At 46.4% G+C, this 25199-nt stretch carries 20 protein-coding genes, 5 tRNA genes and 1 pseudogene; 6 read left to right on the forward strand and 20 right to left on the reverse strand.

The annotated features are described in order from the left end of the window. Positions 1–89: 89 nt before the first annotated feature. The 6 genes from IEU85_RS02925 to IEU85_RS02950 all read right to left on the reverse strand — a co-directional run bounded on the left by IEU85_RS02925 (position 90) and on the right by IEU85_RS02950 (position 1679). Positions 90–962 (reverse strand): tyrosine-type recombinase/integrase, encoded by an 873-nt coding sequence (locus IEU85_RS02925; protein WP_188354720.1) that lies wholly within the window; start codon positions 960–962, stop codon positions 90–92. 253 nt (positions 963–1215) lie between these two features. After that, positions 1216–1288 (reverse strand) — tRNA-Gly (locus IEU85_RS02930). Between the two features lie 25 nt (positions 1289–1313). Further along, positions 1314–1386, reverse strand: a tRNA-Val gene (locus IEU85_RS02935). 31 nt (positions 1387–1417) lie between these two features. Further along, positions 1418–1490: transfer RNA gene (locus tag IEU85_RS02940), tRNA-Val, on the reverse strand. Positions 1491–1507: 17 nt separating this feature from the next. Continuing rightward, positions 1508–1578: transfer RNA gene (locus IEU85_RS02945), tRNA-Cys, on the reverse strand. Between the two features lie 28 nt (positions 1579–1606). Then, positions 1607–1679 (reverse strand) — tRNA-Gly (locus IEU85_RS02950). A gap of 210 nt (positions 1680–1889) precedes the next feature. Between IEU85_RS02950 and IEU85_RS02955 the strand changes: the two genes are divergently transcribed. Both IEU85_RS02955 and IEU85_RS02960 read left to right on the forward strand, forming a co-directional pair. Further along, positions 1890–2135 carry a DUF2442 domain-containing protein gene (locus tag IEU85_RS02955; protein ID WP_188354721.1) on the forward strand — a complete coding sequence of 82 codons (246 nt, stop codon included), beginning with the start codon at positions 1890–1892 and terminating at the stop codon, positions 2133–2135. 261 nt (positions 2136–2396) lie between these two features. Further along, the gene (locus IEU85_RS02960) at positions 2397–2669 is read left to right on the forward strand and encodes a hypothetical protein (protein ID WP_188354722.1); all 273 of its coding nucleotides are present in this window, start codon (positions 2397–2399) and stop codon (positions 2667–2669) included. A 143-nt stretch (positions 2670–2812) separates the two neighbouring features. Here the strand turns inward: IEU85_RS02960 and IEU85_RS02965 are convergent, their stop codons facing one another. Together IEU85_RS02965 and IEU85_RS02970 are read right to left on the reverse strand one after the other, a co-directional pair. Continuing rightward, entirely contained in the window at positions 2813–3505 is a 693-nt protein-coding gene (locus tag IEU85_RS02965) for a Fic family protein (RefSeq protein ID WP_188354723.1), read from the reverse strand. Positions 3506–3728: 223 nt separating this feature from the next. Further along, the gene (locus tag IEU85_RS02970; protein WP_188354724.1) at positions 3729–3992 is read right to left on the reverse strand and encodes a Txe/YoeB family addiction module toxin; all 264 of its coding nucleotides are present in this window, start codon (positions 3990–3992) and stop codon (positions 3729–3731) included. Positions 3993–4122: 130 nt separating this feature from the next. On the opposite strand from IEU85_RS02970, the gene IEU85_RS02975 reads away from it, so the two are divergent. Together IEU85_RS02975 and IEU85_RS02980 are read left to right on the forward strand one after the other, a co-directional pair. Continuing rightward, a complete protein-coding gene (locus IEU85_RS02975) occupies positions 4123–4530 on the forward strand; it encodes a hypothetical protein (protein WP_188354725.1) in 408 nt (135 codons plus the stop codon). Positions 4531–4866: 336 nt separating this feature from the next. Beyond that, positions 4867–5736, forward strand: coding sequence for a PAC2 family protein (locus IEU85_RS02980; RefSeq protein WP_229714699.1), 870 nt, complete (start codon positions 4867–4869; stop codon positions 5734–5736). Positions 5737–5941: 205 nt separating this feature from the next. Here IEU85_RS02980 and uppP read toward each other — a convergent pair whose 3' ends face one another. From uppP to hrcA, 3 genes are all read right to left on the reverse strand, one after another. After that, complete coding sequence (gene uppP, locus IEU85_RS02985; RefSeq protein WP_188354726.1) at positions 5942–6826, reverse strand: undecaprenyl-diphosphatase UppP; 885 nt, start codon at positions 6824–6826, stop codon at positions 5942–5944. 262 nt (positions 6827–7088) lie between these two features. Then, positions 7089–8237, reverse strand: a complete 1149-nt coding sequence (gene dnaJ / locus IEU85_RS02990; protein WP_188354727.1) for a molecular chaperone DnaJ — start codon at positions 8235–8237, stop codon at positions 7089–7091. A 112-nt stretch (positions 8238–8349) separates the two neighbouring features. Next, positions 8350–9531 carry a heat-inducible transcriptional repressor HrcA gene (gene hrcA / locus IEU85_RS02995; RefSeq protein ID WP_188354728.1) on the reverse strand — a complete coding sequence of 394 codons (1182 nt, stop codon included), beginning with the start codon at positions 9529–9531 and terminating at the stop codon, positions 8350–8352. Positions 9532–9830: 299 nt separating this feature from the next. Between hrcA and tkt the strand changes: the two genes are divergently transcribed. Beyond that, complete coding sequence (gene tkt / locus IEU85_RS03000) at positions 9831–11927, forward strand: transketolase (protein ID WP_188354729.1); 2097 nt, start codon at positions 9831–9833, stop codon at positions 11925–11927. A 138-nt stretch (positions 11928–12065) separates the two neighbouring features. Continuing rightward, positions 12066–13169 carry a transaldolase gene (gene tal, locus IEU85_RS03005; RefSeq protein ID WP_188354730.1) on the forward strand — a complete coding sequence of 368 codons (1104 nt, stop codon included), beginning with the start codon at positions 12066–12068 and terminating at the stop codon, positions 13167–13169. Between the two features lie 984 nt (positions 13170–14153). On the opposite strand, the gene IEU85_RS03010 is transcribed toward tal, so the two are convergent. The 9 genes and pseudogenes from IEU85_RS03010 to uvrC form a co-directional block, all read right to left on the reverse strand. After that, positions 14154–15164 (reverse strand): aldo/keto reductase, encoded by a 1011-nt coding sequence (locus tag IEU85_RS03010; protein WP_188354731.1) that lies wholly within the window; start codon positions 15162–15164, stop codon positions 14154–14156. A 191-nt stretch (positions 15165–15355) separates the two neighbouring features. Next, positions 15356–16960, reverse strand: coding sequence for an aminotransferase class I/II-fold pyridoxal phosphate-dependent enzyme (locus tag IEU85_RS03015; RefSeq protein ID WP_229714700.1), 1605 nt, complete (start codon positions 16958–16960; stop codon positions 15356–15358). A gap of 205 nt (positions 16961–17165) precedes the next feature. Beyond that, positions 17166–17414, reverse strand: a complete 249-nt coding sequence (secG, locus tag IEU85_RS03020; RefSeq protein ID WP_188354732.1) for a preprotein translocase subunit SecG — start codon at positions 17412–17414, stop codon at positions 17166–17168. A 60-nt stretch (positions 17415–17474) separates the two neighbouring features. After that, a complete protein-coding gene (gene tpiA, locus IEU85_RS03025) occupies positions 17475–18275 on the reverse strand; it encodes a triose-phosphate isomerase (protein ID WP_188354733.1) in 801 nt (266 codons plus the stop codon). 151 nt (positions 18276–18426) lie between these two features. Continuing rightward, entirely contained in the window at positions 18427–19632 is a 1206-nt protein-coding gene (locus tag IEU85_RS08660; protein ID WP_229714742.1) for a phosphoglycerate kinase, read from the reverse strand. A 117-nt stretch (positions 19633–19749) separates the two neighbouring features. Further along, positions 19750–20700 (reverse strand): annotated as a pseudogene (whiA, locus tag IEU85_RS08665) (DNA-binding protein WhiA); the annotation flags it as partial. Between the two features lie 183 nt (positions 20701–20883). Then, positions 20884–21792 carry an RNase adapter RapZ gene (gene rapZ / locus IEU85_RS03035; RefSeq protein WP_188354735.1) on the reverse strand — a complete coding sequence of 303 codons (909 nt, stop codon included), beginning with the start codon at positions 21790–21792 and terminating at the stop codon, positions 20884–20886. Further along, positions 21789–22808 (reverse strand): shikimate dehydrogenase family protein, encoded by a 1020-nt coding sequence (locus tag IEU85_RS03040; RefSeq protein ID WP_229714701.1) that lies wholly within the window; start codon positions 22806–22808, stop codon positions 21789–21791. Before IEU85_RS03040 ends, rapZ begins: the two co-directional genes overlap by 4 nt. A gap of 98 nt (positions 22809–22906) precedes the next feature. Next, the gene (uvrC, locus tag IEU85_RS03045; protein WP_188354736.1) at positions 22907–25156 is read right to left on the reverse strand and encodes an excinuclease ABC subunit UvrC; all 2250 of its coding nucleotides are present in this window, start codon (positions 25154–25156) and stop codon (positions 22907–22909) included. Positions 25157–25199 lie beyond the last annotated feature (43 nt).

Raw genomic sequence — 25199 nt, forward strand, 5'->3', positions numbered from 1 at the left:
AATGATTTTCATTATCTAGTATAAATGAAAACGATTATCATGTCAAATAGTTGTTGAACGTTATCTCCATACAGGAAATATGAGAGAATTCACGCAAAAAACTGCCCTCCATGGCCTGCCTCCCGGTAACTACGCACGTGCTTTCCTCGAAGAACCGTTTTAGTCGCTGAAACCTGCATAGGGCCAGTATCTCCTTCTCCACGTCTGACTGAATGGCGAATAGTCAGTGTTTTTTGCTGGAAATCAAAATCACCAACCTGTAGAGCGCAGATTTCAGCAATGCGTAATCCAAACGCTAATGCTAAATGAATACTAATCGCTGTATATTCAGGCATGGCGTGAATAATCGCAGCAATCTCAGTATCACTCACTGGAGCAACAGCGTGAACTCGTTTAAGTTTTGCAGGCGCTTTCATAGTGCATGGATTGTGTTTAATTAACGGAGCTGAACCGTCAGGTGGGTTGGCAGCATCGCGCATTAACGCATGTAAGAGAATATACATAGTGCGGATTGGAGTTGGCTCACCATCCCACTGATGTACCATAGCTTGCACCATACGCGGTGTGATATCTTGCAGGCGCACATTGCCAAAATGCTGGTCAAGCCTGGCAAACGCTAAATCTTTGACTCGTAATGTCGCAGGAGCGAGCAGGTTACCGTATGCGTCTTGGCGTAAATGAGTTTCATAGTATGGTTTCGCCCAATCATGAAATCGAGGGTTGTGTGCCAGTCCTTCACGCACTCTTAGGTGTGTCCATGTGCTAATGCCGGCTTGGTCTGCTTGGACTAGTAATTGTTCTTGTTGCAGCCACGACACGGCTTGCTCATGGTTTGGACAATCCTTAGTCACGCGCTTTGACGAATATGGTGCAGAATACACGGCTCGATACGCAAATATCGAACCGTCTTTTCTTCTTCTCTCATAAATGTGCCCAAAGGGTTTTTCTTGATTTTGCAACATGTTATTCCTCATGCATACCCATGTGCGTCATTAAGAAGTTCCCAAAATTGTGGTACAAATTTGGTGCAAAAATAGTGCTATCAGGTGCTGAAACTGGGCGTGTTGCGCTCACTGGTTGGGTGTGTCGTGCTACTGGAGGTAGATTGCGACACGCCGATAAGCGGTGTGCATCTATTGGTAATGGAAGTAAAAAATACTATACAACACAATGGTTAAGACAGTGAGAAAACGTTGGAATTTCAACAAAAAAGAGAGCGGACAACGGGACTCGAACCCGCGGTCTCAACCTTGGCAAGGTTGCGCTTTACCAACTAAGCTATGTCCGCAAAACAAATAGCACATACGGCTGTGTGGGTGATACAGGAATCGAACCTGTGACCCCTTCCGTGTGAAGGAAGTGCGCTAGCCGCTGCGCCAATCACCCGAAGGTTTCTTTTTCCGTTCCGAAGAACTTGTGGGCGATACAAGATTCGAACTTGTGACCCCTTCCGTGTCAGGGAAGTGCGCTAGCCTCTGCGCCAACCGCCCAGCTCCACGCTGTGGAGAGGTGGGTACGAGAGTCGAACTCGTCTATACGGCTTTGCAGGCCGCTGCCTAACCGCTTGGCTAACCCACCGTAAGGTCGTCAACTCCTCGGACCTTAGAGCGGACAACGGGACTCGAACCCGCGGTCTCAACCTTGGCAAGGTTGCGCTTTACCAACTAAGCTATGTCCGCACATGTACTTCAGCACCAAGCCAGAAGGCTTTGTGCTGAGCACGAGTGTTTACTATAGCCACCATTATCGTCATATGCAAACTACGGCGTGTCGAGTTCGTTTACATGGATAACAACACATCACACAATCTGTCCCAAAATCAATCGATATACCACATAGAATAGCTGAAATCATTTGGTGTTACACTACCCAATAAGAGGTGAAGGTGAATGCTGGTAGATGTTACTTGGGTGAAAGTGCTCGATAATCATAGACTCGAAGTTATGTTTGAAGATGGATACCATGGCATACTCGACATGCAGCCATATTTCGTGTGTAAACCATTCAATAAACTTACCAACCCAGACCTATTTCGCACAGCTCAAGTTGGATACGGCACAATCATATGGGACAATGGTCACATCGACATTGCTCCAGAGAAAGCACGCCAGCAAACCAAACCGATTAAACATTGACTAGTATCAGTATTACCAATATTGAGATTGTAGCAGTATAACTCATATTGCCCTTGCTGTTTGATTTATTGCAATGCGTTGTAACGCAGTTTTATTGAATGCTCGCCTAGGTAAAAAATTTTGGTACAGTTCTTAATATCTGAACATATTTACCAATAGTATATTTCGGGGACGCATGAGTAGAGATACACATAAGCACTGTACAATACTATCTATCAATGTATGCCGGATATGCAGTGCTGCATATGAAAGGAGTATCTGATGGCTAGAGAACTTATTGGATTATTTAATCCGAGAGATCCGTATGTAGCTCAGTTAGCACAAATTATCACGTTATTTTACAAAATGTCTGGCAAGAAAACCTCACGAGAAGAAATTGAAGAAATCATAGCTAGCGATGGTAAATCACTAACTGAAAACGAAATCCAACAATTACTTGATATGCAAGAACACTTTCCTCTAGACATGAAACTACCACAAAAGCCGCTTGGCAAAATGCCAGCAAAGTCAGACAATACACATGAGGAACAATAGCTCTCTTATGCATTTTGGAAGATGTTTGCGGCAGCTTTCATTGAGAAAAATTACTCCGACATTACCACGCTGACGCCGCTGATACTACTGACGCTATTGTACTGACTGGAATTTTCCGTCGGCACAATGCTCAGAGAGAAGCATTATGAGTGATCAACTCCATCTTGCTGAGCTTGTGTTAATCCCTGATACTTCATATCGCCTATCGCATGATATTGAAGCCAACGACTAAAAGAGTTCAATTGTGCTGTTTCGTAGTAATCCAGTAGCCAGTCCGTGAACTCGCCGCCCATACGCTCAGGTGGCAGCGTGAACACTCCTACCCCATGTTGTATAAGCCAATGATTAGCAATCATAATTGCAGTACGTTTATTACCGTTATCAAACCATTGCTGGCGACAAGTCACTGCAAACAGGCGACAAGTCGCTTTAACTGGATCTAACTCTTGTCGAACTAGCTCAAACTGCATGAAAACATCATCTAAAACAGTGTGTGCAGGCGGAATATAAGTTGTCCCCGAAATGCTTACTTGTCCCGTACGTGCTTTGCCTGGGTTTGATTCAAGACCTTGCCCTATAAGGCTGTTGTAATCGCATAGCGTCTGCCAATCAACTGGCTGATCTATATTGTCAATTAAGTATTGCCATGCGCGATGAATATTATGCACTGTGGTAATAGTGCGTGATGGAAGCGCACAATAATTGGCATTGTTAAGAATCTCATGTATTTCACAGACGGTGACATGCACTTCGATATTAGCTGTACACCAAACTAGGTACTCCATATGATCTTGGACATATTGCACGCATTGTCGAGTGGATTCATTGCTCATCATACAGCTCCTTTGCTGAACTACCATGCATGCAATTACAGCATCTGCTCATCGCTGGTCACAACGTCAACGATAGCACTATCACCTTTGCAGGAACGTAATTGCTAAGGTCAAGAACAGGTTTGTGTACCATTTCCTAAACACTAGAACTGTTAAGTCATTTGATAGTTACATTTTGTTAATTTCATCATGTTGCGATTCGTAAGCCGTACGTAGACTGCCAAAACTAGTATCTTGAGTAATGACCGCCACACTCAATAATTTCAAGCACGGTATCTTGAATACGAAAAACTATTCTATTAGCCTTATCTATACGAACGCTCCAATACCCGCGTAGATTTCCTTTTAATGGTTCTGGACTGCCAGTACAATGGTAACCATTTCTTTCAATATCTGTAATAAGTCGATTAATGCGTTTAAGTGTTTTCTTATCCACTTGTTGCCAGTATAGGTAATCCTCCCACGCTAAATCATGCCACGCTTTTATCATGAGTTTTACTCCATAATATCGTGAACATGCGTGTGAAGCCCTGCTTGCATCTCTGCAGCACGACGTTCAAGCACAGCAAACACTGGATGGCTCTGACGGCAAAGTCTCAGACAACACGGTACGCGACCAGTTGCAGCAGGCGATTGACCAAGCGAAACAACGTCTTGCTGACAAGAAACTACGCGACATAAAGCAGCTCACCACCGAAACACTCAACAACGCAGTCAACGCCGTCAACCAGAGTGTGGAAGCTAAACGTCAAGCAGACGAACAAGCCGCCACACAGTCTGCCAACTCCGCACAATCCTACACTGGCAATTCATGGACCGGTGGCGGGTATGCTACTCCACGCTCCACTGGCAATGGCGGTGGGTACACTGCACCTCAAGGCGGTGGAAACTACACTCCAACACCGAAGCAAGGCAGAAGCGCTAAAACGCCAACAACACCAGCGCCATCACAAGGCGGGTCTAGCTCATCAGAAGATGAATGGGTAGATGTCGGCGGATGGTGTATAAATGGTGTATGCCAAGATTAAATAATAAATACATTTTCTAGCCGACTAGTTTTCTGGTCGGCTTTCTTTTTAACCTGCATAGGGGTAGTGCAGTGCTGGTACTGAACGGCAGTACCACAATAAGATGAAAGGATGTGCGTATGCATACTGCACAACGTGTATCACGAGAGCTCCTAGCGCTTGTCGTTGTAGTAGCAACCCTGTTCACAGGACTCGTACTCGCCACCCCAGCACGCTGGTTTTTTCGGTTATGCAGCAACATCATCTCGTGCTCTCTTATTGTGTTTACAGCGTAATTCGTTCTCATATGGCATAGTCCCCTACTGGTTTCCTATCCTATCTTGTAGGCTTACAATCATGATTGACAATGGACATCCTCGACGCTATATGATTGCAGCATTTGAAGGCTGGAATGATGCAAGCCAAGCTGCGACTAATGTTGTTCGGCATCTGCTTGATGTGTATCCATCGCGAGAAATAGGACATATTTGTTGCGATGACTACTATGACTTTCAAGTCTCACGACCGATGATGTGCGTTGTCCAAGGTCGTAAACAAATTATTTGGCCAGAAACTACCCTATATGAACTCACACTTGATGACCAGCCTGCGCAAGCTATAAGTACACGCGCGCCACAAAAGCTTTATGTTGCTATGGGTCCAGAACCTAATCTGCACTGGTCAGATTTTTGTCAGCGTATGATGCATTTTGCTGACGAGTGCGATGTAACAGACATCATCACCCTCGGATCGATGTATTCTGATGTGCCACACACTCGCGCACTGCCAGTATTTATGTCAGACGGCGATGATGATGTTGCTGAAGAAGATACCTACACTGGTCCTGTTGGTATTCCTACAGTGCTTAATATCAGCGCTGCGGAAGAAGGCTTTGAATCACACTCACTGTGGGTTGCTGTCCCTCAATACATGGGTCATGATGATTGCGATGCAGGAACATTGCGCCTTTTAGAAGAAATTAGCGCACTTACAGAAATTGATATTGACGAAGCAGAACTTGCTAGTAAAGCTGAGCGTTGGCGTCGCCATGGCGATATGTTGATGGCAACCAATGATCAATTACAGGACTATATTCACCATATTGAGCGCAATATTGATACGCAAGAAGCTGGTTCTACCCCATCGCTTTCTGCTCCTCATGCTAAGCGATTAGTTGAAGAAACTGAGGAGTTTTTGCGTTCGTTCGACAATCCCGCTGCCTTGTAACGCGCATAGTGAGGCACTACCTCAGCCATATACAAAACCATAAACAAAAATCCATAGGCAACTACAATCAACCGTACAAATAAGCCCAACCGTCTGGCAAGTACAACTAGTAATCTAGAACTACTGCCACTCGATTGGGCTTATTAAATTTAGTGTTGTATAAGCTACTACAAATAGTTGCTATAAATATTTGCTACATAACCTACTACCCGACCATAGCTGGGTCAATTGCAGGCAGCACCCCTGTGATCAACAATAATGCCACCACAACTGCTAAGCCAATACGATAAACAGCAAATGCCTTGTATGAGAATGTGGAAACAAAGCGCAAGAATCCAATAATAACAACATAGCCCACAATAAAGCTAATAATTGCAGCAATAATAGTTGGACCCCAGCCCGGAAACATACCAGCTTGCCCACTCGCAACATCCTTAACAGCACTTACTGCCTCAAGAATTCCTGCACCAAAAACCGCAGGAATAGCCATCAAAAAGCTCACGTGTACAGCTGCTTCACGCGTATAGCCCATAGCGCGACCAAACGTAATAGTACCGCCAGAGCGCGAAACACCGGGGATCAATGCCAGCATCTGGCCGATGCCAAAGAGTAGCGCCTCTCGAACATTCATTTGCTCAATAGTTTTCTTTTGCACACTACGCGCGTCAACAATCCATAGCAGAATACCAAATGCAAAAAGCACAGCTACAGTAATCCATAGATTGCGCAACGTAGTTTCGATTGCATGCTTAAAGAGCAAGCCGGCAATCACAATAGGCAATGTGCCGACAATAATATACCAGCCGAGTGCCGCGTCCTTATTGCGAGCGCCGAGCCGTTCTTTCCATGTTGTGCCGTATTTGCCGAAGAGGCAGGCGAACCATGCGCCGAGGATGCGGATGATATCGTGTCTGAAATAGAGCAATACTGCTAGTTCGGTGCCGAGTTGAATTATTGCGGTGAAGGCAGCGCCCGGGTCTTGTCCTATCATAAGGTCGCCGATAATGCGGATATGCGCGCTTGATGACACTGGTAAGTATTCTGTTAGTGCTTGGACTAGACCGAGCACTATGGCTTGCAGCATATTCATACAACCATCCATTCATGTATTCGATGTGGCATGTTGAGCATAGTCCTACTGCGTGAATTTATGACGTGGTTTGCTCACGATTACACGGTATGTGCACACTATAGTAACGCTGTGGTTATATTTGTTGCGTTTATATTAGCAGTGTGTGCGAGTATTTCTATATGCTCCCACAGCAAGGTACCGATGGTGTATGGATAAGCGATGCGAGTAGTGTCGAGCAGTTGGCACGCTTAGCATATGTACTTAGCATTAGTACGCTTTATCAGGACAGTGCGTCTTTAAGTTTGCTAAAGAATCCGCGCTTCGATCCTGACGGCTTATTGTGCGAAGAAACTGCTTCAATATGCTCATCGTCATCATCATGCGAATCAGCAAATTGCTCAATCAATTCGCGCTCGTGCTCAGACAAGGATGTAGGAATTTTTACTACTAAATGAGCGACAATATCACCGCGCTCGCCATCAGAGCGCAAATGTGTTACGCCAAGCCCTTCAAGACGCAAAGTGTCGTCATATTGCGATCCTGCCGGAATATCTAATGAGCGCTCGCCGTCAAATGTGTTGATTCGTACAGCATGACCAAGCGCTGCCCAGCTCATTGGTACTTCAATCCAGCAATGCAAATCATCGCCTTCACGGACAAAGGTCTTATCCTTGCGAATACGCACATCGATATACAAGTCTCCGGCAGCACCACCGCCTTCACCGACTTCGCCTTGTGAAGCTAAGCGCAAACGTGTGTCATTATTGATACCTGCAGGGATAGAAACACCAACAGTACGCTTAGTGCGTACTCGACCGTGGCCAGCGCATCCTTGGCAAGGCTTTTCGATAATAGTGCCGTGTCCTTCGCAGCGTGGGCATGGTGCTGAGGTCATCATCTGGCCAATCAGCGTGCGCACAACCTTCTGCGTAAACCCGCGACCTTGGCAGTCTGGGCAAGTTACTGGCTGCGTGCCTTCGGCAGTACCACGACCACCACAATCTGGGCATAATGCCATAGTATGAATATCAACATGCTCAGTACCGCCAAATACTGCAGTACGTAAATCAATATTCAAACTTGCTAGCGAATCACGCCCTGGCTGAGTGCGTGGTACTGGACCTTGCCCGCTTCCTCCACCGAAGCCTTGTCCGAAGAAGGAGCCAAAAATATCGCCCATATCGAATCCACCAGCACCGAATCCTGCTGATGCTTGTGGATTATTAGGGTCTACACCTTGGTCATACATTTGTCGTTTTTGTGGATCCGACAATACTTCGTATGCTGAATTGACTTCCTTAAACTTATCTTCAAATTCTGGCCCTGCAATATCTGGGTGATATTTGCGGCTCATTTTGCGATATGCTTTTTTAATATCATCGTCACTGGCATTGTGGTCTACGCCGAGTACTTCATAATAGTCAGTCACAAGTATTCCTTTACCAAGGTGTATTGCCAAAACTATGTGCAACTATAACGGTTGCTCTTCTCAATTGCAGTATTACAGTTCAGTCTGCATGGTTTATGTCGGTCTGTATGGTTTATGCATCTCCCATAAAGTCAGTAAGATACATGGCTACAGCTCGAACTGCGGCAATTGTTGCTGCATAATCCATATGTGTTGGACCTATAGAACCTATAACAGCTAACGGTTCGCCTGTAGGATGTGTTGTCACATCGGCAGCATCAGTATGCTGTTGGGTCTGCTCACCGCTTTCCATGTCATGCACCCCACCAGAAGAACGATGCTGATAAGCGTCTGCACTCATACCCGATTCCATACTTGAGCCATCTGCCACATCATCATAAACGACATTCGATAACCCATAACCACTGGTTACTACGGAGGCATGCAACAATCCTGGTGTCTGTGTTTCCGCACCAATAGCCACACCAACACCATGTGACTGTGAAACCTGCGCCAAAGTAGTCATGAGTTTCATAACCACCATCTGTTCCTCAAGTGCATCGAGCAACGGTCGAATAGTGGTCAAATCTACGGTATGAGTATGGGTTAGCTGTGAAGCACCTGCCATGTAAATCTGGTTAGACTGCTCTTGCGCTGCAAGTTCCTCACATACGCGAGCAATAGCAAGCACCAGTTCCTGCTGCTGATGTGGTACCTGCAAGGCATGTAACTGTCCTGCAACATACTTCAATGGCTGCTCTGCATTGTGTGCGTTAATGGTTTTGCTTAATGCCGCAAGCACATCCATACTCAGTTCTTCATGTACAGAAAGTGTGCGTTGTTCTACACGACCAGTATCACCAATAATAACTAGCAATATGGTGTGTGGTCCTAACGGCACTAGTTCCAAATGCCGCAAGCGCGAACGTGCTGGAGATGGTGCTGCTACTACAGCAACTTGACCAGTTATTTGTGCCAACAATCGCGCGGCACGGCGTAACACATCATCAAGATCAACGGATCCTGATAAAAATGTGCGAATACCATCACGTTGCGCCTGAGAAAGCGGCACTACTGTAGCAAGCCTATCGACAAAAGTACGATACCCTTTGTCTGTAGGAACACGTCCTGCGGAGGTATGAGGTTGGGTGAGATAGCCTTCTTCTTCCAGAGCTGCCATGTCATTGCGAATAGTTGCTGAACTCACTCCGAGTTGGTGGTTTTTTGCTAATGTGCTGGAACCGACTGGCTCTTGAGTACGAATATAATCCTCTACTACTGCGCGTAGTACCACCATGCGTCTATCTTGTGCCATCTTCACCTCCTTTGTACGAATATAGTTGTAGCACTCTTCGCCTTTGAGTGCTAGTCAGCATACACGCCCAGCGCATAATACAACATTTTGAAACAAATATTTTACAAAATTGAAAGTTTACCTTGCATTGATTTACATTTATAAACATTTTTGTGCGCCACACCTCAAATTAAGTCTGTAATCTGAGATAGCATTAAAGAGCACATGAAGCAGATGCGCACGTTCAAAACTGGTTGCTCTTGCAATCATGGTTTTGAGGGTGCCATCAGTTCCATCCCAATGGAAGGAAGTACAACCCCATGACCGATTTCACTTGGTCCGACTTGGATGCACGTGCTGTAAAAATGGCAAAGGTGCTTTCTGCAGATGCTGTTGAACGCGCAGGACACGGACACCCAGGTTCCCCAGTGTCATTAGCACCAATTGCTTATACACTGTATCAGCACTATATTAAGCATGATCCAGCTGACCCACAGTGGGCAGGACGCGACCGTTTCATCCTTTCTGGCGGCCACGCATCACTGACTCAGTATGTACAGCTGTATTTGTCCGGATATGGACTGACTCTTGACGATTTGAAGTACTTCCGCGGCGGCGCTGACACCAAGACACCAGGCCACCCAGAGTACGGTTTAACTCCAGGCATTGAAATCACCACTGGTCCTTTGGGCCAAGGTCTAGCCTCCGCAGTTGGTTTCGCATATGGCCAGCGCTATGAGCGCGGTTTGCTCGATCCAGAAGCTCCAGCAGGAACCTCCCCATTCGATCACAAGGTATGGGTTATCTGCGGTGAAGGCGATGTCGAAGAGGGCGTTTCCTCCGAAGCAAGCTCCCTCGCTGGCAACCAGAAGCTCGGCAACCTGACCGTTATCTTCGACGCAAACCACATTCAGATTGAAGGCGAAACCAAGATCGCTTTCGCTGAAGATATTTTGAAGCGCTACGAAGCATACGGCTGGTACACCGATGAAGTGAGCTTCATTCAGCCAGACGGCTCTTATAAGGAAGATGTTGAAGCACTTGCTGCAGCACTTGATAAGGCTGAAAAGGTCACCGATCGACCAAAGTTCATCAAGGTAGATACCTTGATTGCTTGGCCAACCCCAGGCAAGACCAACGACCCATCCTCCCACGGTTCAAAGCTCGGCACCGAAGCTGTTCGTGGTTTGAAGGAAGTTTTGGGCTTCGATCCAGATGTTGACTTCCCAGTAGACGAGGAAGCACTTGCTCACGCTCGCAAGGTTGCTGAGCGCGGTCTGGAAGCACACAAGGCTTGGGATGAAGCATTTGCGAAGTGGCAGGCAGCAAATCCAGATAAGGCAGCACTCTATGAGCGTATCCATGCCGGCAAGCTTCCTGAGGACTTCAACAAGGCTATTGATGAGCTTGAAGCTGGTTTTGAAGCTGGCTCTAAGGTAGCTACTCGTAAGGCTTCTGGCGCGGTACTCAACGCTTTGGCTGCAGTTATGCCTGAGCTGTGGGGCGGTTCCGCTGATTTGGGCGGTTCTAACAACACCGACCTCAAGGGTGCAGCATCCTTCGCTCCAGCTGAGTACGCCACTACCCAGCATCCAAATGTTTCTGAGTATGGTCGTCAGCTCCACTTTGGTGTTCGTGAGTTCGCCATGGGCGCTATTACCAACGGCATCCTCCTCGGTTCCGACACCCGCCCATACGGTGGCACCTTCTTCCAGTTCGCAGATTATGAGCGTGCAGCAGTACGTTTGGCAGCTCTTATGGAGATTCCAAACCTCTTCATCTGGTCTCATGATTCTGTAGCTCTTGGCGAAGATGGTCCAACCCACCAGCCAATTGAACACTTGGCTTCATTCCGTGGCATCCCTCAGTTTGAAGTAGTGCGTCCAGCTGATCAGTGGGAAACTGCTGAAGCCTATCGCGCATTCTTCACCAAGGACAACACTTTGCCAGCAGCAATGGTATTGACCCGTCAGGGCGTACCTACCCTTGCTGAGACTGCTGAGAAGGCACGCGAAGGCGTACGCCGCGGTGGTTACGTGCTTGTTGATACTGAGGGCACTCCAGATGTCATTATTATGGCTTCTGGTTCCGAAGTACAGTGGGCAGTTGCTGCAGCAAAGTCTTTGGCTGAAGAAGGCATTAAGGCTCGCGTTGTTTCCATGGTTTCTATGGAATGGTTCGAGCAGCAGGATGCTGATTACCGTGAGTCCGTATTGCCAGCAGATGTCAAGGCACGTGTCTCCATCGAAGCTGGTATTGCTATGCCATGGTACAAGTATCTTGGCTCTTACGGCAAGGCAATCTCCATTGAGCAGTTCGGCTTGCAGGGCGATGGCGCACAGAACATGATTGATCTTGGCATTACTGCTGAGCATGTTGTTGATGCTGCCAAGGCTTCAATTGCAGAAGCTCGCTAAACTAGAGCAAACGAAAACTCAATATTGTAGTGTGCGCAGGGCTCGTTACACGCGCTTATAAGTATGTAATGTATTTCAAGTTTTACATACTGCCCGTGCACACTACCCGTTTTAGATTTTAATAAATAAGGAGAAATGATGACTGAAGCAACACAGCGCACGTCTGATTCCGGCGTATCCATTTGGTTGGACGATTTGTCCCGTACCCGTATCGAGTCCGGCAATTTGCAGGAGCTTATTGCAGACAAGAACGTTGTCGGCGTTACCACCAACCCATCCATCTTCCAGAAGGCTTTGAGCCAGGTTGGCCCATACGACGCACAGCTTAAGGAACTCGGTAAGGTAGACGTAGAGACTGCTATTCGCGAGCTCACCACCACCGATGTGCGTAATGCAACAGACATTTTCCGCGAGATTGCAGAAAAGACCGATTTCGTTGACGGTCGCGTTTCCATCGAAGTTGACCCACGCCTCGCACACGAGACTGAAGCAACTGAGAAGCAAGCTGTAGAATTATGGGAAAAGGTCAACCGTCCAAACGCTATGATCAAGATTCCTGCAACCCTCGAAGGTTTGCCAGCAATCACCGCTACCCTTGCTAAGGGCATTTCCGTAAACGTCACCTTGATCTTCTCTCTTGAGCGCTACGAGCAGGTTATCGACGCTTTCATCGAAGGTATTGCACAGGCTGATGCTAACGGCCATGATTTGAAGCACATTGGTTCCGTAGCTTCCTTCTTTGTCTCCCGCGTTGACACCGCTGTAGACAAGCAGCTTGAAGAGATCGGCACCGATGAAGCTAAGGCTCTCGAAGGCAAGGCGGCAATTGCTAATGCTCGCATTGCATACGAACTCTTTGAGAAGAAGTTCGCTGAGGATCCACGCTGGGCAGCTCTCGAAGCTAAGGGCGCTAAGAAGCAGCGTCCACTGTGGGCTTCCACTGGTACCAAGAACCCAGCTTACTCTGACTGCGTGTACGTAGACGAGTTGGTTGCTCCATTCGTTGTCAACACCATGCCAGAAAAGACTTTGAACGCTTTGGCAGATCATGGCAATGGCGCTCCAACTATCAAGGGCACCTACGAAGAAAGCCACGCTATCATGAACAAGCTCGCTGACTTGGGCATCGACTTCAAGGCAGTAACCGACAAGCTCGAAGCTGATGGCGTTGCAGCATTCATCAAGTCTTGGGATTCCGTCTTGGCTGATGTCCAGGCTGGTATCGACCGCGTGAATGGCTGATTGCAATCTTCATGCAACTATAGTGTATGTGCTAACTAAATAGTTACATTAGGATAGTCATACGCAAACTGAGGGGATAGTTCAATGAGCTATCCCCATTCTTTTTATTACAAATGATCGCGCAACCTGAGTGTAGCTATTTACATTATCACTCGCGCTCCTACGTACTATATAGTTTCATAGTTTCTATTGGTCTGTGCTATCTTGCTTTTGCTGTTTAGATATATTCGCTATATACACCAAACTGATAGCGATAAGAAAGATTTTTGGACGTGTACGTTGCAAATAAAAGAATATTGGTAATAAAGCGATACTGAGTGCTAATGCCAACCAACGAATTGGCGCAACAGCGTGAGGTAGATAGATACACAATATGTATTCCTCATTGAATACGTATTCTGTAATCGCTATATCTTCATTGTCCCACTTTTATAGAATGCAAACACTGCGTGTTGAATATATATATAATTACATTCAAAGAGAGTTCTAGACGAAGAAGTCTATGGTTTTGTAGGAAAGAGTTCGGTGATACCAATGCTCGTGATATGTATGCTTTGTTTAGATTGTATTATTGCAGGACTAGCCATCTTGGCAAACGAGCAGATACAAGCGGGTTTTCTGAATTGGCCTGAACTTACCTATTTGCAACCATTTATGCAAAGTATTATCGGTATGGAAACCGTGCTTGCTATGGTAATAATGTCACTACTCATACTCATATTAAACGCAGTTATTACAAAACAAGATCGTTTCTCTATGAAGAAAGCACACCTAATAATCACTATTGCTTGTGCCTTATCCATGGCGGGAACTTGCGTACTTGGCATTACACTAGCAATTGCAGCCCAATCACTACACCCCGTATTACTATGCAGCATGTTAGTTGCATTAGGCTGCCCTGCTAGCCTTATAACACTATTACATAAGTGGGAACGAATACAACGTGAACAATAATTAAGGTGTTCGTGTTTACTTGAATACAGCCTAGTCGCGCTTCCAGGTGCCTGCTAATGCCTGCTCACCTGGACGTGCCATCGGACCGACAAGCTCGTGAGCGCGATACAGTTCCTCTAGATATTGAACTTCTTGTTCAGAAAGTTGAACATTTAATGCTGCAGCAGCCTGATCAACACGTTCTGGAGTTGAACACCCAACAATAGGCGCACTAGCTCCATGCGTCCAATGCCATGCCAAAGCGATACTCGCCATGGGCACACCGTGAGCATGCGCCACTTCTGCCACTCGTTCAATAATTGGCTGATCAAGTGCACGCTCATGATCATATTTAGAACGCATGGTCGCATCAGTGCGCGAACGTGTAGAATCAGTATCCCAAGAAGCACGCGCTAAATGCCCACTGGCCAGTGGACTATACGGCGTTGGTAACACATTCCATCGGCGAGCCAATGGCAACAGTTCCCGCTCATCTTCACGGTAGAGCAAGTTATAATGGCATTGCAATGAGCTGAGCGTAGTCCAACCATGCTGCTGAGCAGTAAGTTGCAAATCATAGAATTGATACGCATACATTTCACTAGCACCAAGAGCACGCACCTTGCCTTCAACGACCAAATCATTAAGAGCACTCATCGTCTCTTCAATAGGCGTATCGTAGTCAAAACGATGCATAATATAGAGATCAAGGTAGTCAGTGCCAAGTCTGGTCAGCGTTCCTTCAATTTCACGCTTGATTGCAGCGGCAGAAAGATGCCCTTCATTAAAATATACTTTGCTGGCTAACACTACTTGATCACGCGCAATACCTAAATTCCGCAATGCCTGACCAATATATTGCTCACTGGTACCAAAAGAGTAGGTATTCGCTGTATCAATAAAGGTAATCCCCTGCTCGAATGCTCGAGCGATTACTGCCTGTGCGTGCTCCGGGTCAAGTGTCCACTGGTGAAAATCAGCAGACGCCTTACCAAATGACATGCCACCTAAACACAGTTGAGAGACTTCAATACCGCTATTGCCAAGTGTTGTGTACTGCATATTGCTCCTCACACTTAATCAAAATTCTGTACATGAAGACGGTACAACTTAAAGTCAGGTTGAAGTCAATTTCAAAACTACGACACTTGTCCTGTAGCTACATAGTGAGTTTATATACTGCACAGACACACGGGCTTTACATAGTGACATCTCATAACATGTCTACAAAAGTGCCATATATCGTGCAGCAATTACTGGCGATAATGGCTTAAGAATATTTGCAAACGGCCAGCTGCTTCATTCAGCACACTATTGCGCGGCAAATACACAATGCGGAAATGGTCCGGCTGCTTCCAGTTAAAGCCGCCGCCATGCACAATCAACAACTTCTGTTCACGCAACAAGTCAAGCGCAAACTGTTCGTCATTATGAATATTGAACTTTTTCACATCAATTTTCGGGAAAATATAGAATGCTGCTTTTGGCTTCACATAACTGATCCCATCAATTTGATCAAGCGCGTGCATAATAGTCTCACGCTGTTCATAGATACGACCACCAGGAATAATATAGTCATTCACACTCTGATGCCCGCCCAGCGCCGTCTGCACCACTGACTGTGCTGGCACATTTGAACACAAGCGCATATTGGAGAGCATGTTCAAACCCTCAATATAATCGCTGGCAATGCGCTTGTTACCGCTTAAAATCATCCAACCAATGCGGAATCCTGCGATCATATGAGATTTAGAAAGTCCAGAGAATGTCACGCAGAATAAATCTGGAGCAAGAGATGCGATAGACGTATGATGCAACCCATCCATCACCAGACGATCATAGATTTCATCTGAGAAAATAATTAACTGATGCTCACGCGCCACTTGAACAATTTGTTCAAGAATCTCACGCGGATATACTGCGCCCGTTGGATTATTTGGGTTAATAATAACAATAGCTTTTGTACGATCAGTAATTTTCGCACGCATATCGTCAATGTCTGGATACCATTCGGACTGTTCATCGCAAGTGTAATGCACTGCAGTGCCACCAGCCAAGGTTACGCACGCTGTCCACAACGGATAGTCAGGAGACGGTACTAATACTTCATCGCCACTATCTAGCAAAGCTGACATTGATAGATTGATTAGCTCACTAACACCATTGCCCGTATAGATATCATCCATACCCACATTAGGCAGCCCACGAATCTGTGAGTACTGCATAATTGCTTTACGTGCAGAAAATAAACCGCGAGTTGGAGAATACCCCTCACAGTCAGTAAGCTGACGACGCATATCATAGACTACTTCATCAGGTGTTTTGAATCCAAATGGCGCAGGATTACCGATGTTCAATTTCAGTACATCAGTGCCCTCTGCCTCCATGCGCAGTGCTTCTTCAACTACTGGACCACGCACATCGTAGAGCACATCATCGAGTTTATGAGATTTGCTAAAAGTGCGAGTAGGTTGTGTATCTTGTTCATCAGCTTTTAAGCGTAAAGGCGCTGCATAGGGTTGTAATGGCTGGTAATCTGCACCATATTCCAAAGATGACTGCGCATGACGAGTTACTTTATATGCATTTGACTGTTCGGTACGCTGCTGTTCACTATTTTGTGATACAGTCGCCTCTGTTTCGCCGAGCAACCATTGAACATCTACACCAAGTGTTTGCGCTAAAAATGCAGCAATATCCGCACGAGGTACGCTATGACCAGAAACGTACTGGCTAATATGACTTCTTCCCAGTTTGACATTATGGTGTTGTGCACTTCGCACAATATCAATTTGTTTCAATCCGCGTTCTTGCATCGTTGCTCTTAGGCGTTGCGAAAAAAGTTCAGAATTCTGCATAGCTCACCTACTTTGTTCAATATATTGAACTCAGTATAACAGCACAATTGAACAAAAGCTTATTCTCACTGCTTCAAGAACAGGCACCCACGCTGATTTATTTGGAAAATAAAAAGGGCAGATTCTCAGCGAATCTACCCCAATACAGCTAGCAACCACAAGCAACATTGCTTGCCTGCTATCTACTTAAACGTAGCGATTACAGTTACGCAATACCATACTTTGCCATAAGGCCAAGTGCAATAATAATAGCAACCCAAATCAAAGCAACAATAACTGTTAAACGATTCAAGTTCTTCTCTGCAACACCAGAGGTACCAGCATTAGCAGTCAAACCGCCACCAAACATATCGGACAGACCGCCTCCCTTGCCCTTATGCATCAAAATCAGCAGCGTGAGCAACACACTTGCTAAAACAACAATAATCTCAAGAACAATCTTTACAATTGCCACAATTACCTCCGATTTTGCACTGTGGTCAAGTTTACTGTATTTCGAGGACAGATTAGCGTTTTAACGTTTACTTGCAGCTTTTGCGGTAAGCCTTGCAATAGTAGCAAACTGCTCTGCATCCAAGGCGGCACCACCAACCAAAAAGCCGTCAATATCCCTACCGCTTGCCATCAACTCTGAGGCATTAGAAGGGTTTACCGAACCGCCATAGAGAATTCGAACACGATCAGCAACATTGTCATCATATTCCGAGCGCAAATGTGAACGGATTGCGCTAGCCGCCTGCTGAGCAATTTGAGGAGTAGCAACCATACCACTGCCAATAGCCCACACCGGCTCATATGCAATAACTAATTCACTCGCCTGCTGGTCTGATAAGTCGCGTGTTACATCATGCACCTGTCCCACAGCGTACTCTAATTCAATACCCTGGCGGCGCTCTTCAAAACTCTCACCGACACATAAAATAGGTTTCATACCAGCGGCAAGCACAGCACGCACTTGATCGACAATATTGGCATCATCTTCAGGATGATATTTGCGCCGTTCTGAATGCCCAACCAACACATATGAGCATCCCAGTGCAGCTAACATATCAGCAGATACATCGCCGGTAAATGCTCCTTGATTCGTCACTGAAACATATTGCGCGCCATAGCTGAGTTTAAGACGATCAGACTCAATAAGCACTTGCACTGAACGAATAGATGTAAAAGGAGGCATAAGCATAACTTCGCAATTGCGATAAGAAAAATGCGCGTCACGCAAAATCCAAGCGAGCTTTTGTACGAAATATGTTGCTTCAATATGGTCAAAATTCATTTTCCAATTGCCAGCAACCAGTGGCTTACGGCTCACCATACCTCCCCTTACCAATCTGCATCACACTCTAGCGAATAAGCATAGGGTGCGCAAAGAAGCATAACACAGATTCTAATACGCATACACACTATAGCAGAAAAAGTATGGGAGGAACAGAATCTGTCCCTCCCAATGCATGCTCTACAGCTTACTACTCAAGTACGCTCAAACCTGGAAGAGTCTTACCTTCGAGGAATTCGAGGGAAGCGCCACCACCAGTGGAGATATGAGAGAAGCCATCTTCTGGGAAGCCCAGATTACGTACTGCAGAAGCGGAGTCGCCGCCACCAACGATAGTGAATGCACCAGCTGCAGTAGCATCTACCAAGCCCTGAGCTACAGCGCGAGTACCTGCTGCAAATTCAGGAACTTCAAATACGCCCATAGGACCATTCCATACTACAGTCTTGGAATTGACGATAGCATCATGGAACAGCTTCTGAGATTCTGGACCAATATCAAGACCCATACGATCTGCAGGAATAGCGTCAGCTGGAACAACCTCAGGATTGATTGGGGTGTCCCCTGCTGGGAAGCCTGCATTTACTACTACATCTGTAGGCAGAACGAGTTCTACGCCGTTTGCCTTTGCAGTTTCAATGTAGCTCTTAACTTTATCGAGCTGATCTTCTTCAAGCAAGGAAGTGCCGACTTCATAACCCTGTGCCTTCAAGAAGGTATAGACCATGCCACCACCGATTACGAGGCGGTTTGCCTTACCCAAGAGGTTCTCGATAACACCGAGCTTGTCGGAAACCTTGGAACCACCCAATACAACAGTCAGTGGGCGCTCTGGATTTACGGTTGCCTTAGACAGTGCGGTTACTTCCTTCTCCACCAACAAACCTGCAGCAGCTGGCAAATCAGCAGCAACATCGTAGTTGGAGCCCTGAGCACGGTGCACAACACCGAAACCATCGGATACAAAAGCATCGCCCAGATCTGCAATCTTCTTTGCATATGCTGCACGCTCTGCTTCATCCTTGCTGGTCTCTTCAGGGTTGAAGCGCACGTTCTCAAGCAATACCACATCACCATCGGACATTGCTGCAACCTTGGCTTGTGCGTCCTCACCATAGGTATCTGCTGCCAGTGGCACAGTGATACCGAGCAACTCACCCAAACGTGCAGCTACAGGTGCCAAGCTCAACTCCGGAACAACCTTGCCCTTTGGACGACCCAAATGAGCCATCACAATCACCTTTGCACCTTCGTTGCGCAAAGTAGTAATAGTTGGCAAAGCCGCACGAATACGACCATCGTCAGTAATAGTTGTTCCATCAAGTGGCACATTAAAATCGGCACGCACCAATACGCGCTTACCCTTGAGATCACCAAGATCCTTGAGTGTCTTCATTGTAATCCTTTCCGTTTGGGCAGATACGCCATGTGCGTTCATTGCATGAGTTGACGTATTACTTGCCTGTACCGATTCTACATGGGGTTCTTGATGAGTGTGAGGTACATCACCCTGTTCCGCGCGTTGACGCTCGACTTTCGCTGCCAACTGCAACAGACGACGAATACGACCTGCGATAGCATCCTTGGTGATTGGAGGATCTGCCAAGCGACCTAAGCCTTCAAGGGTGGCATCACGGTGATCGAGACGCAATTGACCAGCAGCACGCAAGTTTTCTGGAATATCATCGCCCAGAATCTTGAATGCATGCTGTACTTTTGCACAAGCCTCAACAGCCGCCTTAGCACTACGGCGCATATTAGCATCATCAAAATTCGCTAAACGATTCGCTTTACCGCGAGATTCGCCATCATTACGTTTGCCGCTCCATTCACGCGCGGTGTGCACTGCCCCCATATTCGTCAGCAAACGTTCAATAGCAAAAGCGTCATTCAATACCACGCGTTCAGTATTACGAACTTGGCGTGTTTTCACCTGGACACCAAGACGACGAGCCATGCCAACTAATGCCAGTGCAGTTTCCGACATTGGACATGCCACTTCTAAATACCCTGCTTTGCCTGGATCGGAAAGCTCGCCACGAGCAAGGAATGCACCTCGCCATACTGCTTTTATCGCAGCAATGTCATTATTGCCAATAATATTTGGTGGCAAACCACGTGTAATACGCGATGTGCGCAAATCAAGCAACCCGGTCTGGCGTAATAATGCATTTCCAGAACCATTTTTGAATACGCGCACAACATGACGGGTTACCTCGCCATTGGCCGTATTTGAATCGATGCGGTATAGCTCTGCGTCTCTGCCATACACTTCTTTCAGTGCTTGACGTAACCAGCTCGCTGCAGCATGGGAATCAAATGTACATTCAACTACAGCCTGATTACGGACCAGATGAATGGTTCCACCAAAGCGAATCATGGCTGTTGCCTGAGCTCTCTTGGCGGATGGCGATCCATCATTAATAGCCGCCAGCTCATTTTTGACTTCATCAATCAGAGCCAAGAGCTACCCTCCTTTTATGCAAACTATTGCACCTTGCAATTTCAAAAAACTCTGTGTCACATCTAGAACACATCTCAACGCAACTTGTCTACTCTGCCATAAGACTACGACACGCCGAAAACAATTTTGCTGAAATATGAAATATTTTCACATATTGAGATTGAATATAAGCCGCAAAACACACTACGCATGCTGATGACGAGCAAGTTCACGCGCCGAAACCGTCACTGTCAAGCCCTTACGACGCAAACGATCCGCCAATGCCCTACTCATAGCCACTGAACGATGCTGACCTCCGGTACAGCCAACAGCAATCGTAACAAAATGCTTATCTTCCTGAATATAGCCATGAATAGCAGTTTCAATAGCCTCACTATACGCATCGAGGAAGTGCTGAGCACCAGCACTACCAAGTACATAATCATATACCGGCTGATCATTACCATTCAGCTCACGTAATTGCTCCACCCAGAACGGATTCGGCAAAAACCGCACATCGGCAACGAAATCAGCATCCAGTGGCATACCATACTTAAAACCGAAGCTAAAAATATGTACCGCCATCGTGTCCGTACCATTACCAAGCAATGCCTCATACAATGCCGTTGATAGCTCATGAATACTCGTAGACGATGTATCCAGCACAATATCAGCACGGTCTTTCAAATGTTCAAGCAGCACGCGCTCTTCATGAATGCCGTCAATTAACCTACGCCCATGCTGTAAAGGATGTGGTCTGCGCACTGACTCATAGCGCTGAATAAGCACATCGTCACTAGCATCGAGAAACAGAATGCGGCACTTAACCCCTAAATCATCTAAATGATTGAGCACTTGTGCCAAATCATCAAAATATGCTCGCGAACGCACATCAATAACAGCAGCAAGTTTATGCACTTTAGAACCAGAAGAGGTCATCATATCCACAAGAGGAACCAGTAGATTAGGCGGCAGATTATCAACAACATACCAACCCATATCTTCTACAGAATCTGCAGCATGAGAACGACCTGCACCAGACATACCGGTAATCAATAACACCTCAAACTCTTGATCTTGCGATTCAGTTTGAGTAGGTTGCATATCACTCATTGCAATACCTCCTGTAATTTCTGGCGAATCTGTTCACTCAGTGTAGTAGGCATATTTTCAAGCGCAATACCCGTCATATATGAAAGTTGTGGTAATGCTTGGAATAACAACATTTCTTCACCGCCTACAGCACACCCTCCCAAAGCATTCCACGCTTGCACCAGTGCTGTAGGATGAGGAGCGTACGCCACATCGAGCAGCGTGCCCCATTGCCGCGAGGATCGGCTAGCAGCATGACGAGCGCCCTGATGTGCGGCTCCCATTGCTTGCTCCAGTTCGTGCGCTAATCCGTCAGCAGCATGCGGAGGCAATGTACTGATAACAATGTCATATTCACGATCTATCAGCGCCGCAACCACCTGTTGCAATGCAATAACATCGGTATCCATGCCAAAATTTTGTGCCAACGGAGCAAGTGCATACGCTTTGTTCACTGATCGCGCTGCAAGCGTGACACTGCCACAACTCAACGTTGATAAAGCAGCAATTGCAGAATGTGCAGTATTGCCCGATCCAATAATCAAAGCCCTAGGCTGACTGGTGCCAAACGTTGAAATATTAGCTCGCTGCGCATTGGCATTAGTTATACCATCATATGCTTGTGCAAGATTGTGGTTATGGGCATGACTATGCGCATGGTTGTAGGAGGCATGTTGCAACGCCATATAAATACCAGCAACATCAGTATTGTATATTGCAATACGCGGCCGAGATGACCCATGCACCCACGTGAAAATCGCGGTATTGCCTACACCAAGTTTTTCTGCCCACACATTGCTTGGCTCACCCATATCCATAATCGTTTGTTTAAGCGGCATAGTAAGACTCAGCCCTGCCCACGAGGAATCAAGTGAAGCAATAAAATCTGCAAGCTGATGCTCTTGCACGTCACACGCACTGTATTGCCACTGTGCTAAACCTAAAATTCGGTAGGCAGTATTGTGAATTACTGGCGATAATGAGTGCGCAATTGGACTGCCGAGCACTGCAGCATGATGAAGCATTGGTGGTTGCATAGGTTCTCCTTTACTCATATGCTAGCTTCTGGCTTATCCAATTGCACATATCTATATGCCTTTTGACATGTATTATTGGTACGCATTATTGACACGTATTATGAAGCATCCGCATGTTCATCCTTATGCAAGGCATGAAATAAACGTTCAGCCTTCACTTGACCAATGCCCTCCACTTGCATGAAGTCTTCAACACTGGCACTGCGCATAGCTCGTACTGAACCAAAATGCTTCAACAAAAGCTTTTGCTGACTTGGGCCAATACCCTCAATACTATCCAGCGCCGAACGTAATCCCGCCTGCGTGCGCTTCTTACGATGATATGTAATGGCAAAACGGTGTGATTCATCACGAACACGTTGCAATAAATACATACCTTCTGATTGGCGCTTCATAATTACCGGATACTCATCATCCGCAAGCCAAATCTCTTCAAGTCGCTTAGCCAAACCACATAATGCCACATCATCAACACCACAATCATGTAATGCTCGTGCTGCTGCCAAAACCTGCGGTCTGCCACCATCTACCACAATCAAATTAGGTCGGTATGCAAAATGACGCTGATTCGTGTTTTGCTGTACACTCTGGGATGCATCAACACCAGCTTCTTGTGCACGCCGCTCATTATCCATGCTTTCGCCGCTATCTCCAGCAATATTGCCATGCTTAAAACGGCGTGTCAGCGTTTCATATAGTGCAGAAAGATCATCCACACAACCATTGCCATCTGTCCCGCGAATAGCAAAACGGCGATATTCACTTTTCTTCGCGATACCGTCTTCAAACACAACCATTGAAGCTACTTGGTATTGTCCTCCAACGGTATTGGAAATATCGTAACATTCAATGCGCAATGGTGCTCGATCAAGCCCTAATTCACGAGCAATTTCATTCATTGCCTGTGTTCTTGTACCAACATCTTTAATTCTACTTAATTTACTGCGTTGCAAGGCTTGATTTGCGTTAGCATTGGCACGCTCTAAGAGTTCGCGTTTTTGTTCGCGCACCGCAGACTGAATACTCACTTTAGAACCACGCAAGCCGGTGAGCCAAGTCTCAAGCTCATGACTACGCGCTGGCATTGTTGGAACAATAATTTGCCGAGGAATGGGTGAAAATGGTGCTAATAAATCATCCCTGCCAGTAGCTGATTCCCTAAGATTGCGCGCTCTGGTTGCCTGGGCACGCTCTTGAGCATCCCGTACTGTGGCATGCTGCGTTGGAGCCAGAGCCTCGCGACGTTGTTCAACATGGAGTGCCGAGGTTGAACGCCAGCCACTGGTATGGGCAGTCTCTTTCTGATGCCCTTGTGTCTGAGCTAAATCCTCTTTAGCAATATCTGCATATACTTGTTCAATAAAATCTGCAAGAAGCTGTGCGTCATCAATATCCTCAACGCGCTCGACACTCCAATTGCGCTCTCCTCGAATAGCTCCTGAACGGACAAAGAATGCATGAATGGAGGCCTCAAGTTCATCTGCCGCAAACCCGAACACATCTGCATCAACATCGGTATCCATCACCACGGCATTTTGTTCAAGAACTGTGTTCAACATTGCAAGGCGATCGCGTAGTTTTGCTGCTTGTTCAAATTCAAGTGCAGCACTGGCTTCTTTCATTTGCGCGGTCAGTTCATCGGCATATTGTTTACCTAACCTGCCGGTAAATACACCAACAATTTGTTCAACAAGTCTACGATGCTCTTGCTCACTAATCCTGCCCACACACGGAGCCGAGCATTTACCAATAGATGCTAACAAGCATGGGCGGTGAGTGAGTTGTGCTTTGTGAAAAACTGCCGGAGTGCATGTACGTACTGGAAAACTTTTCAGCAGCATGTCTAAAGTTTGGCGAGCTGGCCACACTTTGGCGTATGGACCGAAATATCGCACTCCTTTACGCTTACGACTGCGAGTAATCCATACTCTTGGCACCGATTCTCCAAGAGAAACTGCCAGATATGGGTATGTTTTATCGTCCTTAAATACCACATTAAAGCGCGGATCGAATTCTTTAATCCACGTATACTCTAACGTAAGTGCTTCTAGCTCAGTGCCTACAACAGTCCATTCCAATGAACGAGCCGTCAACACCATATTTTGCGTTCGTGGATGTAGTTGGTGCAATGGCTGGAAATAGTTAGTCAGTCGGTTACGCAAATTTTTTGCTTTGCCAACGTAAATTACTCGCCCTTGACCATCACGCCACTTGTATACGCCAGGCAATGCTGGAATATCAGATGTTTTAGGGCGAAATGTATCTCGAGAATCACCTAGCAATGGCGCACCATTACTATTAACCCCGCTTGATGCGAGGTGAGTATTGTCATCTTGCTGAGCTTGCATATCGCCCTCTACTTCTACTTACTATGCTGCATACCTCGGCATA

The sequence above is a fragment of the Galliscardovia ingluviei genome (assembly GCF_014635685.1).
GTDB lineage: Bacteria > Actinomycetota > Actinomycetes > Actinomycetales > Bifidobacteriaceae > Galliscardovia > Galliscardovia ingluviei.

Excerpts from the sequence above, each read along its gene's own strand:
- IEU85_RS02925 (WP_188354720.1), bottom strand. The coding sequence starts at position 962 with ATGTTGCAAAATCAAGAAAAACCCTTTGGGCACATTTATGAGAGAAGA.
- IEU85_RS02955 (WP_188354721.1), top strand. The coding sequence starts at position 1,890 with ATGCTGGTAGATGTTACTTGGGTGAAAGTGCTCGATAATCATAGACTC.
- IEU85_RS02960 (WP_188354722.1), top strand. The coding sequence starts at position 2,397 with ATGGCTAGAGAACTTATTGGATTATTTAATCCGAGAGATCCGTATGTA.
- IEU85_RS02965 (WP_188354723.1), bottom strand. The coding sequence starts at position 3,505 with ATGATGAGCAATGAATCCACTCGACAATGCGTGCAATATGTCCAAGAT.
- IEU85_RS02970 (WP_188354724.1), bottom strand. The coding sequence starts at position 3,992 with ATGATAAAAGCGTGGCATGATTTAGCGTGGGAGGATTACCTATACTGG.
- IEU85_RS02980 (WP_229714699.1), top strand. The coding sequence starts at position 4,867 with ATGATTGACAATGGACATCCTCGACGCTATATGATTGCAGCATTTGAA.
- uppP (WP_188354726.1), bottom strand. The coding sequence starts at position 6,826 with ATGAATATGCTGCAAGCCATAGTGCTCGGTCTAGTCCAAGCACTAACA.
- hrcA (WP_188354728.1), bottom strand. The coding sequence starts at position 9,531 with ATGGCACAAGATAGACGCATGGTGGTACTACGCGCAGTAGTAGAGGAT.
- tkt (WP_188354729.1), top strand. The coding sequence starts at position 9,831 with ATGACCGATTTCACTTGGTCCGACTTGGATGCACGTGCTGTAAAAATG.
- tal (WP_188354730.1), top strand. The coding sequence starts at position 12,066 with ATGACTGAAGCAACACAGCGCACGTCTGATTCCGGCGTATCCATTTGG.
- IEU85_RS03010 (WP_188354731.1), bottom strand. The coding sequence starts at position 15,164 with ATGCAGTACACAACACTTGGCAATAGCGGTATTGAAGTCTCTCAACTG.
- IEU85_RS03015 (WP_229714700.1), bottom strand. The coding sequence starts at position 16,960 with ATGCAGAATTCTGAACTTTTTTCGCAACGCCTAAGAGCAACGATGCAA.
- tpiA (WP_188354733.1), bottom strand. The coding sequence starts at position 18,275 with ATGGTGAGCCGTAAGCCACTGGTTGCTGGCAATTGGAAAATGAATTTT.
- IEU85_RS08660 (WP_229714742.1), bottom strand. The coding sequence starts at position 19,632 with ATGAAGACACTCAAGGATCTTGGTGATCTCAAGGGTAAGCGCGTATTG.
- rapZ (WP_188354735.1), bottom strand. The coding sequence starts at position 21,792 with ATGAGTGATATGCAACCTACTCAAACTGAATCGCAAGATCAAGAGTTT.
- IEU85_RS03040 (WP_229714701.1), bottom strand. The coding sequence starts at position 22,808 with ATGCAACCACCAATGCTTCATCATGCTGCAGTGCTCGGCAGTCCAATT.
- uvrC (WP_188354736.1), bottom strand. The coding sequence starts at position 25,156 with ATGCAAGCTCAGCAAGATGACAATACTCACCTCGCATCAAGCGGGGTT.